The sequence below is a fragment of the Nostoc sp. ChiQUE01b genome, from assembly GCF_034531255.1.
Classification (GTDB): domain Bacteria; phylum Cyanobacteriota; class Cyanobacteriia; order Cyanobacteriales; family Nostocaceae; genus Nostoc.
The window spans coordinates 1-16,906 of the sequence record NZ_JAVRBM010000128.1 but is presented as its reverse complement, the minus strand read 5'-3'; the positions used below and the strand labels follow the sequence as shown (position 1 = coordinate 16,906).

General features: G+C 37.9%; 12 protein-coding genes and 3 pseudogenes. 13 read left to right on the top strand and 2 right to left on the bottom strand.

Annotated features, from left to right (window positions below; all coding sequences use genetic code 11):
- Positions 1-53 precede the first annotated feature (53 nt).
- Both RMY63_RS38995 and RMY63_RS38990 read left to right on the top strand, forming a co-directional pair.
- Positions 54-302, top strand: a pseudogene (locus RMY63_RS38995) (sensor histidine kinase); the annotation flags it as partial.
- Between the two features lie 377 nt (positions 303-679).
- On the top strand, positions 680-871 hold the full coding sequence (locus tag RMY63_RS38990) for a hypothetical protein (protein ID WP_322733794.1): 192 nt from the start codon (positions 680-682) through the stop codon (positions 869-871).
- 57 nt (positions 872-928) lie between these two features.
- On the opposite strand, the gene RMY63_RS38985 is transcribed toward RMY63_RS38990, so the two are convergent.
- Together RMY63_RS38985 and RMY63_RS38980 are read right to left on the bottom strand one after the other, a co-directional pair.
- Positions 929-3,361 carry an AAA-like domain-containing protein gene (locus RMY63_RS38985; protein WP_322733793.1) on the bottom strand — a complete coding sequence of 811 codons (2,433 nt, stop codon included), beginning with the start codon at positions 3,359-3,361 and terminating at the stop codon, positions 929-931.
- 361 nt (positions 3,362-3,722) lie between these two features.
- Positions 3,723-4,820 carry a trypsin-like peptidase domain-containing protein gene (locus RMY63_RS38980; protein WP_322733792.1) on the bottom strand — a complete coding sequence of 366 codons (1,098 nt, stop codon included), beginning with the start codon at positions 4,818-4,820 and terminating at the stop codon, positions 3,723-3,725.
- A 187-nt stretch (positions 4,821-5,007) separates the two neighbouring features.
- On the opposite strand from RMY63_RS38980, the gene RMY63_RS38975 reads away from it, so the two are divergent.
- From RMY63_RS38975 to RMY63_RS38925, 11 genes and pseudogenes are all read left to right on the top strand, one after another.
- Positions 5,008-6,297, top strand: coding sequence for an AAA-like domain-containing protein (locus RMY63_RS38975; RefSeq protein ID WP_322733791.1), 1,290 nt, complete (start codon positions 5,008-5,010; stop codon positions 6,295-6,297).
- 78 nt (positions 6,298-6,375) lie between these two features.
- Positions 6,376-7,151: pseudogene (locus RMY63_RS38970) on the top strand (IS630 family transposase); the annotation flags it as partial.
- A gap of 61 nt (positions 7,152-7,212) precedes the next feature.
- A pseudogene (locus RMY63_RS38965) lies at positions 7,213-8,055 on the top strand (IS5 family transposase).
- Positions 8,056-8,406, top strand: a complete 351-nt coding sequence (locus tag RMY63_RS38960; RefSeq protein WP_322733790.1) for an HNH endonuclease — start codon at positions 8,056-8,058, stop codon at positions 8,404-8,406. It begins immediately after the preceding pseudogene.
- A 196-nt stretch (positions 8,407-8,602) separates the two neighbouring features.
- Positions 8,603-9,154, top strand: coding sequence for a WGR domain-containing protein (locus RMY63_RS38955; RefSeq protein ID WP_322733789.1), 552 nt, complete (start codon positions 8,603-8,605; stop codon positions 9,152-9,154).
- A gap of 199 nt (positions 9,155-9,353) precedes the next feature.
- Positions 9,354-10,367, top strand: coding sequence for a DNA polymerase III subunit beta (gene dnaN, locus RMY63_RS38950; RefSeq protein ID WP_322733788.1), 1,014 nt, complete (start codon positions 9,354-9,356; stop codon positions 10,365-10,367).
- Positions 10,368-10,687: 320 nt separating this feature from the next.
- Complete coding sequence (locus RMY63_RS38945; RefSeq protein WP_235116419.1) at positions 10,688-11,104, top strand: XisH family protein; 417 nt, start codon at positions 10,688-10,690, stop codon at positions 11,102-11,104.
- The gene (locus tag RMY63_RS38940; RefSeq protein WP_322733787.1) at positions 11,092-11,445 is read left to right on the top strand and encodes a XisI protein; all 354 of its coding nucleotides are present in this window, start codon (positions 11,092-11,094) and stop codon (positions 11,443-11,445) included. Before RMY63_RS38945 ends, RMY63_RS38940 begins: the two co-directional genes overlap by 13 nt.
- 275 nt (positions 11,446-11,720) lie before the next feature.
- Positions 11,721-12,950: a DNA polymerase III subunit gamma/tau gene (dnaX, locus tag RMY63_RS38935; RefSeq protein WP_322733786.1), complete on the top strand. Its 1,230-nt coding sequence runs from the start codon at positions 11,721-11,723 to the stop codon at positions 12,948-12,950.
- Between the two features lie 411 nt (positions 12,951-13,361).
- Positions 13,362-14,516, top strand: coding sequence for a ParM/StbA family protein (locus RMY63_RS38930; RefSeq protein ID WP_416212591.1), 1,155 nt, complete (start codon positions 13,362-13,364; stop codon positions 14,514-14,516).
- A gap of 802 nt (positions 14,517-15,318) precedes the next feature.
- The gene (locus RMY63_RS38925) at positions 15,319-16,905 is read left to right on the top strand and encodes a DEAD/DEAH box helicase (RefSeq protein ID WP_322733785.1); all 1,587 of its coding nucleotides are present in this window, start codon (positions 15,319-15,321) and stop codon (positions 16,903-16,905) included.
- Position 16,906: the final 1 nt, after the last annotated feature.

Sequence of the window (16,906 nt, the reverse complement as noted above, 5' to 3'; positions counted from 1 at the left end):
CATTGTCGCAGTTTTTGATCCCATTTTTTCAGATTTTGTGAGAAATCCGCGTTCAAGGGGTAAAGATTGAAGTAGAAGATACAGGTATTGACATGAATCCAGAAGAACAATTACTTTTATTTGATCGGTTTCGACAGGGCAAGCATCAACGTCGGGGGAACGGTTTAGGATTATATTTGTCCCGTCAAATTGTTGAAGCCCATCAAGGGAATATCTCTGTTTCATCGACTGTAGGGAAAGGCAGTATATTCACAATTTATTTACCTGTGCAAACAGCTTATTCAAAAATATTATCAGCATAAAAAGTTTGGTAAATCTAGTTTAATAATTTGCACCAAAATAACTTACCTACTTTATCAAAAAAACTGATAATCAAGGCTTTCAGTTATTCAAAAAGGTAACTTATTAATGCGTGCCTCTTAAGGAAAGTTTTACCAAGATTCATCTGGTTCAGGTGGACGCCAACCACGAGTAGTTGAACTTTCATCACCTAGTCTATCAATTGCGCCAGGATCGCTATTGGGAATTCATCTAAATCTTCATATCCACTTGGATAATAAAAACCTTCGCTACTACCTACGAACAGCGACAAGCCAATCAATCTGCAAGTAATGAAATTGAGCAGTTTAAAATTGGTAGTCATTGGACTGCTTATGTGCAACCCAGTGGTGATTTTATTGTGCGAAATGAACGTAAGCGAACGATTTGTCGAGGTAATCTCCAGACGGGTGAGGAGATATTTCCACTTTCAGAAGAACGTGCCAGTGAGCTAGAAGCGATGATTTTAGAGAGGCAACAATTACTTCATAGAAAACATGAGTTATCAAACAATAGAAACCATATTAGCAGTCAGGATATAGAGTTGAACTGAAGTGGCAAAGGAGATTATTTAAATGTGCCAAATAGCACGATAATAGACTAGTTCTATTTACATGATGCGATCGCTCTGGGTTAAGGATGACTTGCAATTGAGGTCTACGACATTAACCTTGCCTCGGTTTAATGCTAAGTAATCTTTCAGCCAAGTGCAGCTTTTGGCTAGTAAATCATCTAAATTCAAACTCCATAAAATTAAGCTACCCTTGCTAGTAGCAGCTAGTAAGGTTTGACCATCTGGACTAAAACTAATACTTGTTACTATATCATCAGCAGTAAAAGTAAACATGAGAGTACCATCGTTTTTCCAGAGGTTAACTTTGCCGTTACTACTACTGGAAGCAAACATTTTGCCATCTGGACTAAAAATAACGCTGGTGACATCGCTGTTATGTTCAGATAAAGATTTAATTAGAGTTCCATCATTTTTCCAAAGTTTCACTGTGCGATCGTTACTGCTAGAGGCTAATATTTTGCTATCTGGACTATAGCTAATCTGGGTTACTTTCCCTGTATGTTCTGTTAAAGTTTTGACTAGCGTGCCATCAGTTTTCCAGAGTTTAATTGTGCCATTTTGACTACCAGAAGCAATTATTTTACCAGAATGGCTAAAACTAATGCTAGAAACTGAACCATTATTAGTATGTTTGAGAATTTTAATAAGCGTGCCATTAAGTCGCCAAAGTTTTATATTTCCGCCTTCATCGCCAGAAGCAATTATTTGTCCATCAGGACTAAAAGCGATGGTATTAATTGAACTGCCATGATTGATAGTTTTAATGAAACTTCCATCTGGTTTCCATAGTTTTATAGTTCTGTCATCGCTGCCAGAAGCAATTAACCTTCCATCCGGGCTAAAGCTAACTGTTCTAACTGGCTTTTGATGTCTTTCTAACTGATTTTTTTCACTAATATTACTCAAAATCTTAACTAAAGCATAAACTGGGCTAGTTGTAGGATAAGCAGCTAAAGAACTATTATTTTTTATCAATGATTTTAAATTCATGCTAGCTTGCATAGCTGAAAGTAAGCCATCTATCTGATTAGAATTGAACTGTTCTAAAGCATTTTCACTAGCCTTATTTATCCGAATAGTTTCTTGTGTTGTTTGGAGTTGGTTCTGGGTGTAGATACTGACAACAATTGCTATAATAATACTTATACTAAATATTACACCTCCTAACAAAGATATTCGTTTAGCTTTTTGGTAGGCTTGAGCTAAAATTTGATTAGTTTTTCGATCTTGTTCAGTTTGACTTGTACCTAAAAATTGATAATCTTCATCACTTAATCGTTTGCCATCTGCCCAAGCTAAAGCATCTGTTAATGTATTGCCTTGTAGTAAATAAGTAGAATGACGTTGAGATTTTAACCATTGGTTAAGGGCGGTACTATAAGGGCGCAGATAATCTAATTTATATTTAACCCAATTGGGATTAAATATGGCTTTGTAAATGGGGTTATATACTTGTAAAAAGCCATTTTTTTTGACTACTAGGCCAGAGAGTCTTAATTCGGTTTGTTCGTCACTGTCATCGGCGGTCAGGTCTGCGGAGAGCAAAATTTGCTGATATAATCCTAAAAGACGAATTGCTCTACTTTCATCAGCTAGAATGCGATCGCGTATTGTCCTGAGATGTTCTGGTTCGTCCTGAGATTCCCAGTTATTGATAATATACTGTTTGATTAATTGTTGAATATCGGAGTTATTTTCTGGGTATTGTACAATTAAGCTGCAAACTTTTTGAGTTAAGAAAGGCTGTCCTTCTGTCCAATATAAAACTTGTTGTAAAATCTTTTCGGGATGGTTGACTTTTTCCTGTAGTCCTGGGATTAAAGCATCTTTAGCTTCAGCAAAGGTAAATCCGGTTAATTCAATTGAACGTCCGATATTAAAGGGGGTGCGTCCTTTATTTTGAATTAAATCTGTAGGGCTAGCTACTCCTAATAAGCAAAAGCTTAAACGCTGATATTCTGGATTTTCAGAACGGAGATTATAACAAGCGCGAATAAAAGCAAAAAAATCATCTTTAAAAGGAATTTTTATTAAGGTATCAATTTCATCAAGAAAAATCACAATATTTTGGGATATATTGACAAATAGTATAGATTCAACTAATTGTTTGAGGCGCTGGACTTCGGTTAAGTGTTCGTGCTGCTTCCACCAAGCATTAAAATCTAATTCTGAATCTAGTTCTAAACTATCTAATATCTGGTATGCTATGCCTTTATACCACTGTTGTAAACTGACATGAGTGCCTAGTATAGTCAGATCAATAAAGGCACATTTGATACCTTCTGAACGGAGTTTTTTTCCAGTTCTGACTCGCAGGCTAGATTTTCCCATTTGACGGGAGTTAAAGACAAAACAATATTCACCTGCTTTTAATAATTCAAATAGTTGGTTATCTGCTTGGCGAGTAACATAGGTGCGATCGCTATAATTTAAAGTCGCACCTACTTGATAATAATTTGCTGCTGGCATAGCTTGAGGTTATTGTTAAGTGTAGCAATCTATTAAGATTGCTATATCTAAGGCTGTGGGTGTGTAATAAATAATATTCCTGCTAGTCTGATTATTACTGAGAAATAGTACCAATTTTTTCATTAAAAAGGCTTTATGACTGTAAAAACTTGAGAAAGATTAACTACAGTCTACACCTGAAGGCATTTGACGACAAGGAAATAGGATTCGAGTCAATACTGCTCGGTTAAGCATAAAAAATAGAAATGTGTAGGTTAGGTTAAGGAACAAAACCCAACATTTTCCTGGGTAGGTTGGGTTTCGCAAAGCCTCAACCCAACCTACGAATATTCTTAACCCAGCAGTATTGGGATTCGAGTAATCATAACTTTTGTAAGTTACTTAACACAATTTTAGCCTCTTGATATCCTTCTTTATTATCTTGCTGCAAGTAGATTTGAACTGCTTTTTGAATATCTGTGATAGCTTTTTGATAGTCTTTAAGTTCTTTATAGACTAAACCGCGATTGTAGTAGGAATCAGCATAATTTTGGTTGCTATTCATTTCAATCGTCACCTGTTGACCTGCTCGACCTTCAAAGGTGTAAACCTGATAATAAGTATTATTTGGTAGCACACTATCACCACGTTTTAAAGTTGCTGTCACAGTTTCACCATCAACAGGTAAATTTCTATTGCTTGTCTTGTCACTGCTGCGAGGTTGTGGTTGGTGTGCGACTAAAGAACTGTCACTTTGCTGTAGTGCTACTAAAAAAGGTTGCACCCGATCGACTGCGATCGCCATGCCAATACCTGCGTTACTGTTACCACTAGGATTGATTAATAAAGTATTGATTCCCATTACTTCTGCTTTAGAATTAAGCAGTGGTCCCCCAGAATTACCAGGATTAATCGCCGCATCGTGTTGAATCCAGCTTCGTTTGCGATCGATCCGACTGATTATCCCACTGGTAAAACTATTCTCTAAACCAAAAGGCGACCCGATCGCATACACCGACTGTCCCACTTTCGCTGTTCTAGGTGCAGCTAAACGTAGGGTGGGTAAACGACGGCGAGTGCGAATTTTTAAAGCGCCTAAATCTAAACCTTCTCCCTGAAAACCAATCACATCAGCTACAACTTCTGTTTCATCTTTCAAAATCACCGTCACAGTAGCGGGAGCATCTTCGAGAACGTGAGCATTAGTTAAGACTAAACCATCAGGAGAAACGATAAAGCCACTACCGAGAATATCACCATGCTTGATAGTGACTACGGCGGGACTGGCTTTTTCATATACTGCTATCCGAGTTTGTTCTTCAGACCTTTGTGCAACAACAGAGGTCGATCTTTTCCCTTGCGCCATGACAGGTTTTAATTCTGCAATTCCTAAAGTGTGAGTAATAATCTGTGTTCCTCCACCAACGAGCAGACCCGCCAAACTTGCCGATGTGATAATCTGTAAGAATTTTCTGTTCATGTTTTGATATTATTAAAATGACTTTTCATCGTTGAAATTATGTTAATTTATTACACACGCCTAACTAAAAAAATGAAAAAAATTTCACATGAACGCCTAAATTATTCTCTAATGTGAATAAAAATTCACGTTGAGGTAAATTCTGATTTTTTGATATTATAAAGGAGAATTGAGCAGGCATATAATTATGAATAAAAAAGATTTTGACAGGATTTATGTTAAAGTTTTAACTCCTACTCAAAAACAGGTAATAGAGCTATTTTTACAAGGTCTAACAGATCAAGAAATAGTCAATAGCATCGGTGCTAATGATCGAACCCTTGCCATTAAGCATATTAAAAATATCTGTGAAAAATTCCAAATAAATAATTCTGGTAATTGGAAAGATAGTTTAGTAGAGTTATTTATTAAATATCAACCTGAATTAGTGCATCCAAAACTTTTAGAAAAGTACGGCTATACTTCAAATCCTGATTTACCTCAAGGTTCAGAGCCGCTCAAATCAACGTATTATATAAACCGGGATAATTGTGAATCTGTTTGTTACCAACAAATTCAGAAACCAGGAGCGATGATTCGGATTAAAGCTTCAAAACAAATGGGAAAAACTTCTCTAATTAAAAGAATAATTGAGCAAGCTAGAAATGAAGAGTATTATGCTGTAGAACTAAATTTAAGCCAGATTGACAGATACCAATTAACTGATACATATACATTCTTGCGGGGATTTTATGCCTATTTTAGGTCAGAGTTTCCTTCCGCACCTAGCTTAGATGAATGGGATAAAGATTTACCCAGTAAAATACACTGTACTCGTCTGTTTCAAAATTTATTAAGAAAGTTAGAGCAAAATTTAGTTTTAATTCTTGATGAAGTAGATATATTATTTGAATATCCAGAAATATATCGAGACTTTTTTCCCATGTTGCGATACTGGCATGAAAGAGGTAAAGAATCTGAAACTTGGGAAAAGTTGCGGTTAGTAATCTCTCACTCGACACAATATTATGGACAATTAGATATCAATGAATCTCCTTTTGGTAATGTGGGTTTAGTGATTCAATTAGAAGAATTTACCCCAGAACAAGTGAAAATTTTAGCACTTCGTCATTTAGTTACTGAAGAAGATGCTATTTCCATTATGAAGATGGTAGGAGGGCATCCATATCTAGTGCGATTAGCTTTTTATCATCTATATTATGGCCATCTCACCGTCAAACAACTGATTGAAGAAGCACCTACTGATGGAGGAATATATCGACAACATTTAATGGAAATTTCAAAAATTCTCCAGGATAATCGAGAAATGTTATCAGTTTTTAAACAGATAATTAATCAACAAGCTGTAGATTTAGCTACCAAGACTATAGAAATTTATAAATTGGAGGGAATGGGATTAATTAAACAAGGGGGTAATGGGGTGAAAGTCAGATGTAAATTATATCAGCTATATTTCCGCGATCGCTTGTATGTATGACTATTATAGAAATCCTATTTGATTTTTGAAAAAGATTACGAGATAATACGGATGAGGATACAAGTGTAAGAGCAGACAATGATCAATCAGCATCTACAAACGGCAACACTACCTGGAGGAGTGACAACTGCGATCGCTGAATTACAAGATTTTATAGCAACTTGTCGTGATGCCCGTGAAGCAAGAAAAGCTTTGGCAGTCAAATTAGTTTACCAAGATTATTTGTACGAAGAAATCCAGGCTATTTTAGATGTGTCTTTAGGCTCAATAACAGGCTGGAAACAAGCCTATGAGCAGAATGGAATTAATGGACTATGCTTGAATTACAAAGGGAGAAAGAGCTACCTAAGTGTTGAACAGCGAGAAGAAGTGTTGAGTTGGCTGCAAACCAAGAACTGCTGGGAACTGAGTGAACTGGAGTACAAACTAGCTTTTGAGTACGACGTAGTTTATGATTCAAAACAAAGTTACTATGACTTGTTTGATACCGCTGACATCAGTTGGAAAAAAACCACCAAGCTGAATCCCAAAGCCGACGAGAATGCTGTTGCAGCAAAAAAAAAGAGATTGAGACATTGCTGGCAAAACATCGGCAGTCAATCGAAACAGGAAAGCTTAGAGTACTGCTAATTGATGAGTGTCATTTAATGTGGGGAGATTTAAGTGGTTACGTATGGGGAAAAAGTGACCAAGAAATAGCAGTCCCAGTTGTTAATGAACGAGAGAAGCAGACATACTATGGGGCAATTGACTATCTGCAAGGAGAATTAGTTCTTAAAGCTTATGATGCGGGAAACTCAAAAAATACTGTTGATTACCTACAATACTTGGTATCTGACTCTCCCGACCACCAATAGACCTCTTGCAAAAGTCTCATGAGCGTGGGACAAGTAGGTTAGAGCTTTATTGACATCTATGACCTACGAAAAGGTAAAGAACCTCAAGCCGGAAGAATTCAAACGCTTGTGTGGTGTGCATCCTGAGACTTTTACTCAAATGACAGAAAACGGGCTTTCGCGTTCAAAAACAAAGTTGAAAACAGGGCGACCAGGTAAACTGAGCTTGGAAGACCAATTGTTGATGACATTGGAGTATTGGAGGGAGTACCGCACCTATTTTCATATTGGCCAATCTTGGGGGGTCAACGAGTCAACAGCATATCGTATCATCAGAAAAGTTGAAGATATTCTCATCAGTTCAAGAGAATTTTCGCAACAAGAGTAAGAAAAAGCTTTCTTCCCAGGATTATCAAATAGAAGTAGTGGTAGTAGATGTTACCGAAAGCCCGATAGAACGTCCTAAAAAAAATAAAAACAGTTCTATAGTGGTAAAAAGAAAAGACATACATTAAAATCTCAAGTTGTCGTAGACCAAAGTACTGGAGAAATCCTCTGTACCGCACATGGTAAGGGAAAAGAGCATGATTTTCGCATCTTTAAAAACAGTAAAGTTAGGTTAAGAAAAGATATCAAATGCTTGGGTGATAAAGGATATCAAGGAATTCATAAACTTCATGCTAAAAGCCGAATACCTAAAAAGAAACTTAGAGGCGGTGAGCTCAACCGTGAAGAAAAAAAGAGTAATCAAGAGTTAGCCAAAGTCCGAGTTGTGAGTGAGCATATTAATCGAAAACTGAAAATATTTAAAATTTTGTCTGACCGTTATCGCAATCGTCGAAAAAGATTTGCTTTGAGATTTAATCTCATAGCTGGTTTGTACAACTATGAGCTTCGTCTCCCCAAAACTGAATCTGCTTAAGTGACTTTTGCAAGAGGTCTAATCTACTGGAGTACAAGAATAGGTACTCATCCAGAAGTCCCTACAAAAATTGCAAAACTGCTAAAGAATCAAAAAGGAAAATGTACCCACTGTGGGCTACATTTTAAACCAGAAGATGTGTGGGAAATTGACCATGTTAATCCGAAAGCTAAAAGCGGTCGGAATACATTCAACAACCTACAATTATTACATCATCATTGCCACCACCAAAAAACCAGATTTGATCTGGTCGGTATGTTTGACAAGCATCCTGTAACTGAGGATCTGTGTGAATTTAAAGGTTCATGCACGGTTTTGAAGACGAGTCAGCAAGGTGACTTGCTGGCTTAGTTTAACATTAGCGGTTGAAACCATTGAAAATTCGTTTTCAATTGAGCGAAATCATTCCATGATTCAGCAACGCCTAAATTTTTACTAATTTGGCAATGCCTAATTAGTAATGATTTGAAGCTTTTGTCAAATGAAAATCTCAACAACAGAGATTCATTTGACATGGTAATACTCTAGTCTAAATCACGTCAAAAATATGGAAATTTACTTAATATTCGTAGATGTGGTTCAGAACAGTAACAAATTCTGGAGTGCAAAAGTTGAGCAAGGCAATCTAACTGTTGAGTGGGGTAGGGTAGGCTACAAATCTCAGCAAAAAGTACACTCTTTCGGTAATTATCAACAAGCAGTTTCTAAATTTCATAATCTTGTAGCTGAGAAGAAAATGAAAGGCTATCGAGAAAGCCAACCTCAAATTGATAGTACTTCTGATTCTCTAGAAATCAAAAGAGCTATCCAATTACTGGAGATTTTGCGCCCTTATGTAGCACAAAGACAATTTGCCAATAGAAATTATCTAGAGATATTAAACCAATATTTAAAAATTGTTCCTACACCTTTAGGAATGAAAATAGACCCGTCTCGAATATACCGCGATGTGGCAGATGTTGAACATCAACTATCACTGCTGAACTCTTTGCTGGAAACTGATTCTATGCTGGGTGATAACACTACAGAAGAATCTGCTAATAACAGCAAAGTTATCAGTTTAAAAAGCATTGGAAAGAACTTTTGGAGGCATTTGTAGAAATAATTCAGGAGCGGAGCCTGATACTCCGAAAGCTACGATTAGAATAAAGGCTTACCTGAGAGCGGTTAAATGGGATATATCAGTAAACTTCCGTATGTCTCACAGAGTAAAAGCATCTGATTCAAAACTTCACATCCTTTATTTTCTGCTATCGCAGTCACCTTTCTAACAATGTTGCAACCAGAAATAAATTATCATGACTAAAACAGCATCGAAACAAAAGGTAAAGCCTGCCAATCAGACAAAAAAAACAAGTGTAGCTAATCCTAAAGCCAAAAATGAATTATCAGCAAATATCCCAGAAATATCTACAGGTAAAAAAAAACATACATCTCCAGATGCTGATGGTAAATATGAAGTTAGAGGCATTAGTGCTGAAGACTTTCCACCTAGTTCTACAATTGATGCTGCTCCCATTCCTCTGCCAACAACAGTTTTCAAAGATGGTTTGAAAGGTGTGATTTATGCTGTCAGCACCGATGAAAATAAATATATTTTGTCTGGAGTTCATATTCAACTTACACAGGAGAAGTTAAAGTTTATTGGTACTGATGGGCATCGAGTCGCAACCACTGAACTTTCAACTCAAGGAATTGGTAGAAAACCCCGTAAACAAGTAGAATCTGAAGAGATAATCCAATTTACTATTCCCGGTCGAGTCCTCAAGGAACTAGCGCGTAACTTGGATGATTCTGTCGAATTCATTAATCTGTTGTATGATGCCCAAAGTAATCGCTTGGGTTTTGCTTGGCAAGATATTATCCTCAGATGTCAATGTCTGGAAGGAACTTACCCTGACTGCGAACAGCTATTGGCAAGATTTAGCTTTGACCGAGAAGTAATTCTAGAAAAAGCATTCTTAGTCAAAGCATTAGAACGCTTATCTGTGTTAACAGATAAAAAAGAGAAAGGTATTTATTTACAGTTTGATGGAAGTTTGCAGCAGCTACGACTATCAATTGAACGGGAGTTTGGCAAAGGCGATCAGGTTATTGCTGCTCATCTCCCATCAGAAATGTCATTGAATATCCAGTTTAACCTCAAGTATTTAGTAGAAGCAGCCAAAGCAATCCCTAGTTCTGCTATTAAAATGCACTTGCAACAATCAGATCATCCTGCCATGTTGGTTCCTTATGGAGATAGACCAAATCCAGAACTGCAAATGGAAATGCGTCAATTCTTATTGCCACTGTACACTCTAAATACTTAATAAGTGTTAACCGCAATCTTGAAGTTTTGTAGGTTGTTTTGGATACGAGTGGTGTTTATTTTAGACAGCGATTTGAGGAACTCTGGACAAAACTGACAATATGAACGAAAATCCTCGATTTTGACAAATAGAAACTGTGCATTTTGGCGGCAAATATCCGACTATTTGCCGCCAAAATGCTAAATTTATCCAGTTTTATCAATAAAAAAGGAAGCAAAGCAGGGTGCAAGAAGGAAAGATAGAAAAGTATTTTTTAGAATCTAATTGTTACCCAATATGGTAAACACTTTACAATTAGAGTATTACTCAATAGTTCCACCATGCCAGCAAAAGACATATACCATAATGAAGTCAAGAATGCATTGATAAAAGACGGTTGGACTATCACAGATGATCCTTACTTTATCAAATATGAGGATGCTGAACTCTACGCCGACCTAGCAGCAGAAAAACCAATCGCCGCAGAACGCCAAGGGCAGAAGATTGTTGTAGAAATCAAGAGCTTTGTGGGCAAATCGCTGATGTATGATTTTCATAATGCCCTGGGACAATACATAGTCTATCGGAAACTAATTCAACTTACTGAGCCAGAATATAAGCTTTATTTAGCTGTTGATGATGTTGTCTATGAGAACTTTTTTCAACGTAAATCTGTACAAGCAGTCATCAATGAAAATAACCTGCTGTTAATAGTTGTAAATACAGAAAAGGAGGAAATTCGGCAATGGATAAGCTAGAAGAATACCGCAATGCTATCAAGAATATATTGACTGAGTATTACGAAACTACTAATACTCAAGTTATAAAAAATGCGGGAATTGAAGTAAGCGATCGCTTGGCTTTTGATGAAACAAGAGATCAATATCTTTGGTTTCGGTTCGGCTGGGATGACAAAAAGCAGATACAGTATATTATCATCTATCTCTGCATTAAAAACGGCAAAGTTTGGGTGGAAGAAGATGCAACTAATTTATGCGTTGTTGATGATTTGCTATCAGCCGGAATACCTCAAGCCGATATTGTTTTGGGTTTTCATCATCCCAGTAAACGAGGTTTAACAGAATTTGCTACTGCTTAATGAGGCAAATGAAGAGTGTTGAGTTTCAAGTGCTGAGTTGAAAGACCGCCTACAATTCGGAAAGTATCAACCTTCTCCTGATAAAAAGATTCCGCCCACAAGGGGAGTTGCTCTTACCAAGTACATAAGTCAGCCGTACTTTTTAATTCACTCAGGACTCAGCACAGAGTATGGTAAATTCTACTAGGAACGGTTGAGCAAATCAGCCTATTTTGGAGTCAAAATTACACCCCCTTAACAGGGGTAAGGGCGACAAATTAAGGTTAATGAATCCTATGTCTACAGTCGCCCTACATCAAAAATATCGACCCCAAACAATAGCCGAATTAGTTGGACAGCCCTACATCAAAACTGCTCTGACTAATGCTGTCAAATACCTGCAAATTGCACCAGCTTATTTGTTTACAGGTTCTAGAGGCACAGGTAAAACCTCAACTGCTCGGATATTTGCTAAATCCCTCAATTGCCTCAACACTAAAAAACCAACTGACCAACCTTGTGGTATTTGTCAATCCTGCCGTTCAATTGAAACCAGTAATAGCCTAGATGTTAGTGAAATTGATGCTGCTTCTAATAATGGTGTAGATGATGCTCGTGCTTTAATTGAGCGCAGTACCTTAGCACCTGTTGCAGGATGTTACCGAATTTTTATTCTCGATGAGTGCCATTGTCTAACCGGCAACGCCTTCAATGCCTTACTTAAGTGTATTGAAGAACCGCCACCTCATGTTGTTTTCATTCTCTGCACAACAGAACTGCACAAGGTGTTACCTACCATTGTCAGCCGTTGTCAGGTGTTTAACTTTCGCACTTTGTCTGTTCAGACTATTGTGCAGCATCTCCGTATTGTAGCAAATGCAGAATCTATCTCTATTGATGAGGAGGCACTAACAGCGATCGCACGCCTGGGCGATGGTGGATTGCGGGATGCACTGCAATTACTGGGTCAGGTGAGTCTTTTAGATGAAGATATCACTGCTAATCATGTCATGGAAATCGCTGGTGGTGTGACAGAAACAGAATTAATGTCAATTTTACAGGCAATATCCACGAACAACACCTTTAACTTGCTGCAAGTAGCAAGAGTTTTAGTAGATTCTGGTAAAACGCCCAAATTGATTCTCTCCAACTTACTGCAAACATACCGAGATTTACTGATTATCAAATCTGCACCCAAAGAGCAATCCCTGCTGACTGGTTGTGTTAGCTATGCTCAACTCAAGGTTTTAGCAAATCACTGGAATTTCGAGACGCTTAACTTGTCTCTAGCAGAGTTACAAAAAGCAGAAAACTATCTTCGGTACACAGTAAATGCTGCTGTATGGCTAGAAGTTTGCTTACTGAACCTGATGCCCAGTTTATTTCCTGTCAGTGCAACCAAGACGCTAACTGCCAAACCTGTCAATGACGGCAAGTTGCTACCGACAGTTGGAGTATACACCACAAACAAGGTGACAGCTAAACCTGTAGATGACAAATTGTTACCAACAGTTGCAGCTAGATAATTAGTCAAAAATTATATGATTTTTATAATTCCTCTTCTATTCGGTGCTTTAGGGGCGGCGGTTGGTGCTGTAGCAGGTGCTTTTACTGCTCATGCTGCTGGAGAAAAGGACAGACAAGCAGCCAAGCATCATAGACAAGTTGCAAATGAATTAACGGACAAATACACCAATTTAGAGAAGAAATATTATGAATTTGCTGATGAAAGCAAAAGGCAGATTAATGATTTAACTCGTCAACACGCATTAGATGAAGTAGAAAAAGACTGTTTGCGTTTGGCAGTGCGATTGCAACAAAATCTCATTTCCTTAATGTGGGAGATTGATAGAGAATCAACAGCAGATGCTTTAAATAGATTTCAAACAGCAGTGGAACAAACTAACCAAGTTCTCTACCAATTAAAAGAGGAGTTAATTATTGTTCCTGATAACTACTATGCACGTCTTTTAACAGCAATAGAAGCAAATACACCAATCAACAAGGTGAAACAAAATGAGATTAGTAGTAAAACTATTCTCAGTGTTGATTTAGGTAGAGTTTATACTAAAACTTGTATTAGCCGGGAGCCGAATAATGTAGTTTTCATTTCTGCCAATGTCAAGCACATCCCATTTGAAGAAATTTTTAGTGGTGCCATATACAAATATACTAGTATACCTAGCGATCCCTTAATGAATCTATGGTTGGAATATAAAGGTAGTGGTTATGCTATTGGTAAATTAGGGGCTAAATTAGGTGCAAATCTCGGTGTTGGTCAATCTAAAGTAGAAGATGCCCTAGTAAAGGTATTAGCTGCGGTTGGCTACTTTAAACTCAAAGATGAAATATCCGTAGTCATAAGTTTACCTTTCTTATCCTCAGAACAATTTGAGCAAGAGAAAATACAGTTAATTAGTATGATTACTGGCCCGCATCTAATGAAATTTCGTGGTGAATCCGTATATTTGAATATTTCTAAGGTATGGGTAATGCCAGAAGGTTATGGTAGTTTGCTCTGGAAGGAAGCTCAACCTAAAAAAAGACCGGATGTTCCTGATTTTACCAAAAATACCGTGATTATTATTGATATTGGTTATGAAAACATTAATATGCTCATGCTAAATAATTTTCGCTTTGTTAGAGATGCTTCTAAGAGTGAATCCTTTGGTATGAACCGGTTATATGAATTGATAGCGGCTGAAATTGAAGGTGCAGATAGTCAATCTTTAGCATTAATTTCTGCTATCACAAAACCCAAGGGAGAACGCTTTTATCGTCCTATAGGTGCTAGTAAAGCCACCAACCTAGATGATTTTCTCCCCAACTGGATTGAGATGTTTTCACGAGAAATTTGCTCTCGTATCCTTGCTTGGTTAGACGAACAAGAAGATTGGATAATTAACAGGGTAACAGATGTAATCATTACAGGTGGGGGCGGAGATTTTTTTTGGGAAGATTTGCAACGTCTGCTAAAAGAAGCTAAAATCAACACCTATTTAGCTGCACCTTCTCGCCAAGCTAATGCTTTAGGGCTGTATATTTATGGAGAGGCGCAATTATCTGCTGCTGTTCGGGCCGCTAGGTCATAAAGATGATGACAGGAAAATCCCCTTAAAAATACCCCGATATCAAAGGCATATCGGGGCATCAATTTTACTAAGAATTAATTAACAGTATTGTGTCAACTTGCAGCCTGTTTCAGCACTGTTCATTTTCTTCTTCTTCTTTGGACTTTCCACAATAGTGGCAAGAATTCCCAAACACTGGATCAAAATCGTCACTATGTATTATGCTTTCACTGTCACTGCACTCTGCAAAACAATCATCGCACACAGGTACGGTAGGATAGTTCTCACTCGATAAATCAGACGATAAATCTCCTAGAACAACGCAAGTTTTCATTTTTTGTATTTTTAATCCTATAGATTGGGTTGCTAATATAACGAAGTTTTGATACTCAATTGCTGATAGATACCAGTGTAACTTAAATACCAGGGTCTTCCATTTTAATAAGGGAATCAATAACTTCACGAGCATCTCTGATCAGTATATCTTGGTGATCTCGTCGGTAATTCATATTTGTAAAACCGCTTATATAATGCTCGATAGTTTGACCTTTGGCGTTTATAAGTTCATATGTTAAACGCAAATTACTGCCAATGTCCTCTTGGTATATTTCGATTCTTACGCTTTTGTAATTATTCGTATTCAAATGGATTTTATTCACATACTGCTATGTGTATTTTTATTTTATCTAGTCTAAATAATACATAATCAAATTGTGTACGGTTAGCCGCAATTTTTTTATCGCAAATTCCGTACCACCTATCCTAATTCAGTATCACTCCCCCAATGGGGGATTTTTTAGGGCAATGAGCGAAAAATACCGCCATGAACACGCCCAATTATAGTGCCTTACTGCAAAGCTTTTGGACACCACCTAGTACACCCATTACAGACAATTCCAACTCAAATAACCATCCTATTGAACCAACAGATATTGCTGAATTTCTAGGTGAAGATTTACTCTGGCAACAGACTATCTCTGCCAAAGAACCTAATCTGAAAAATATCCCTAATGACCTACCAAATAAATTAATTAAAGCACTTCACTCATTAGGAATCACCCAACTTTACTCTCACCAACTTCAAGCATTACAAGCAATTAGACAAGGTAAAAGTTTAATCCTCACCTCTCCCACAGCCAGTGGCAAAACTCTCAGCACATACCCCGCCATTCTGGAAGGTTGTATAAATGAAGAACATCGAGTATTAGCATTTTATGGACTACGAGCATTGGCGTTAGACCAGTTCCACAAAATCTCTGAACTACTCTCTACCATACCAACACAATCCAGACCTATACTGGCAATGATCACTGGAGATGTCAAATCAGAAAAACGAGAACAAATCCTCAAGAGTGAACCGCATATATTAGGTGTCACACCAGAATTAATCCACTTTCAACTCAAGCAAGCCTGGAAATCCGCGCATTGGGCAAACTTTTATCAGCGATTGCGCTATATACTGCTTGACGAAGCTCATACCCTCTCCGGTAGCTATGGCGCAAATATGTCCTGGCTGATTCGTCGCATTAAACTAGCAGTAGATCATTACGGTGGTGACTCCAAGAAACTGCAATTTATCTTCCTGAGTGCCACTTGTGGTAATCCTAAACAACTGGCTCTGAAAATCTCTGGTTTGAAACCCACCAAAATCAACCCAAAACCCCTAATTTGGATTCGCAAAAGTGGAGCTGCTTCACCATCTAGACAAATAATTATCACTCAGCCCAGTTACAATCTGACTGGTGATACCGCTCGGATTATTCAATTTTTGCTCAATCAAGGTAAATCAGGTATCGCCTTTTGTAACTCCCGTCGCAGCGTGCGGGAACTAACAGAATTACTCAAATCAAACCAAGTAGCCGCTTTCTACAGTGGCATAACTTCTGAGCGTCGGGCAGAAGTAGTTGACCAACTCCAGTTTGGCACGATCAAGTGGATTATTGCCACAGAAGCATTAGAAGCTGGAATTGACCTACCAGAATTAGAATGTTGCATTTTGCGTGGCTGGCCTGGTTCCAAAATGGCATACCAGCAACGCAGTGGCCGCGCCGGACGTTCTCAGTCTGGACTAACAGTGCTGCTTCCCAATGCTCTCAATCCCATAGACTGCTATGTAGCAGAACATCCAGAAATGCTGGTATCGCCAGAAGCTGAGGAAGTATTCTTTAATGACGAATATCCCATCTTTGCTGCGAAACATTTAATGTGTGCAGCCGCAGAAACTGGTATTCCTACTAATAAAATCAAGCACTACTTTGGCACAGCAGCTTACGAGGTAGCAAAACTCCTGTTAGCCCAAGGGCATCTAAATAAAGGTCGTAATGGACTGTGGGCAAAGGGTTATCCCCATAAAGATGTTATAGCAACGGACAAGGCGATTAGGACGCTGTGCGAAGCACATCTTCCATAGC

Excerpts from the sequence above, each read along its gene's own strand:
- RMY63_RS38975 (WP_322733791.1), top strand. The coding sequence starts at position 5,008 with ATGAATAAAAAAGATTTTGACAGGATTTATGTTAAAGTTTTAACTCCT.
- dnaX (WP_322733786.1), top strand. The coding sequence starts at position 11,721 with ATGTCTACAGTCGCCCTACATCAAAAATATCGACCCCAAACAATAGCC.
- RMY63_RS38955 (WP_322733789.1), top strand. The coding sequence starts at position 8,603 with ATGGAAATTTACTTAATATTCGTAGATGTGGTTCAGAACAGTAACAAA.
- dnaN (WP_322733788.1), top strand. The coding sequence starts at position 9,354 with ATGACTAAAACAGCATCGAAACAAAAGGTAAAGCCTGCCAATCAGACA.
- RMY63_RS38980 (WP_322733792.1), bottom strand. The coding sequence starts at position 4,820 with ATGAACAGAAAATTCTTACAGATTATCACATCGGCAAGTTTGGCGGGT.
- RMY63_RS38985 (WP_322733793.1), bottom strand. The coding sequence starts at position 3,361 with ATGCCAGCAGCAAATTATTATCAAGTAGGTGCGACTTTAAATTATAGC.
- RMY63_RS38925 (WP_322733785.1), top strand. The coding sequence starts at position 15,319 with ATGAACACGCCCAATTATAGTGCCTTACTGCAAAGCTTTTGGACACCA.
- RMY63_RS38940 (WP_322733787.1), top strand. The coding sequence starts at position 11,092 with ATGGATAAGCTAGAAGAATACCGCAATGCTATCAAGAATATATTGACT.
- RMY63_RS38945 (WP_235116419.1), top strand. The coding sequence starts at position 10,688 with ATGCCAGCAAAAGACATATACCATAATGAAGTCAAGAATGCATTGATA.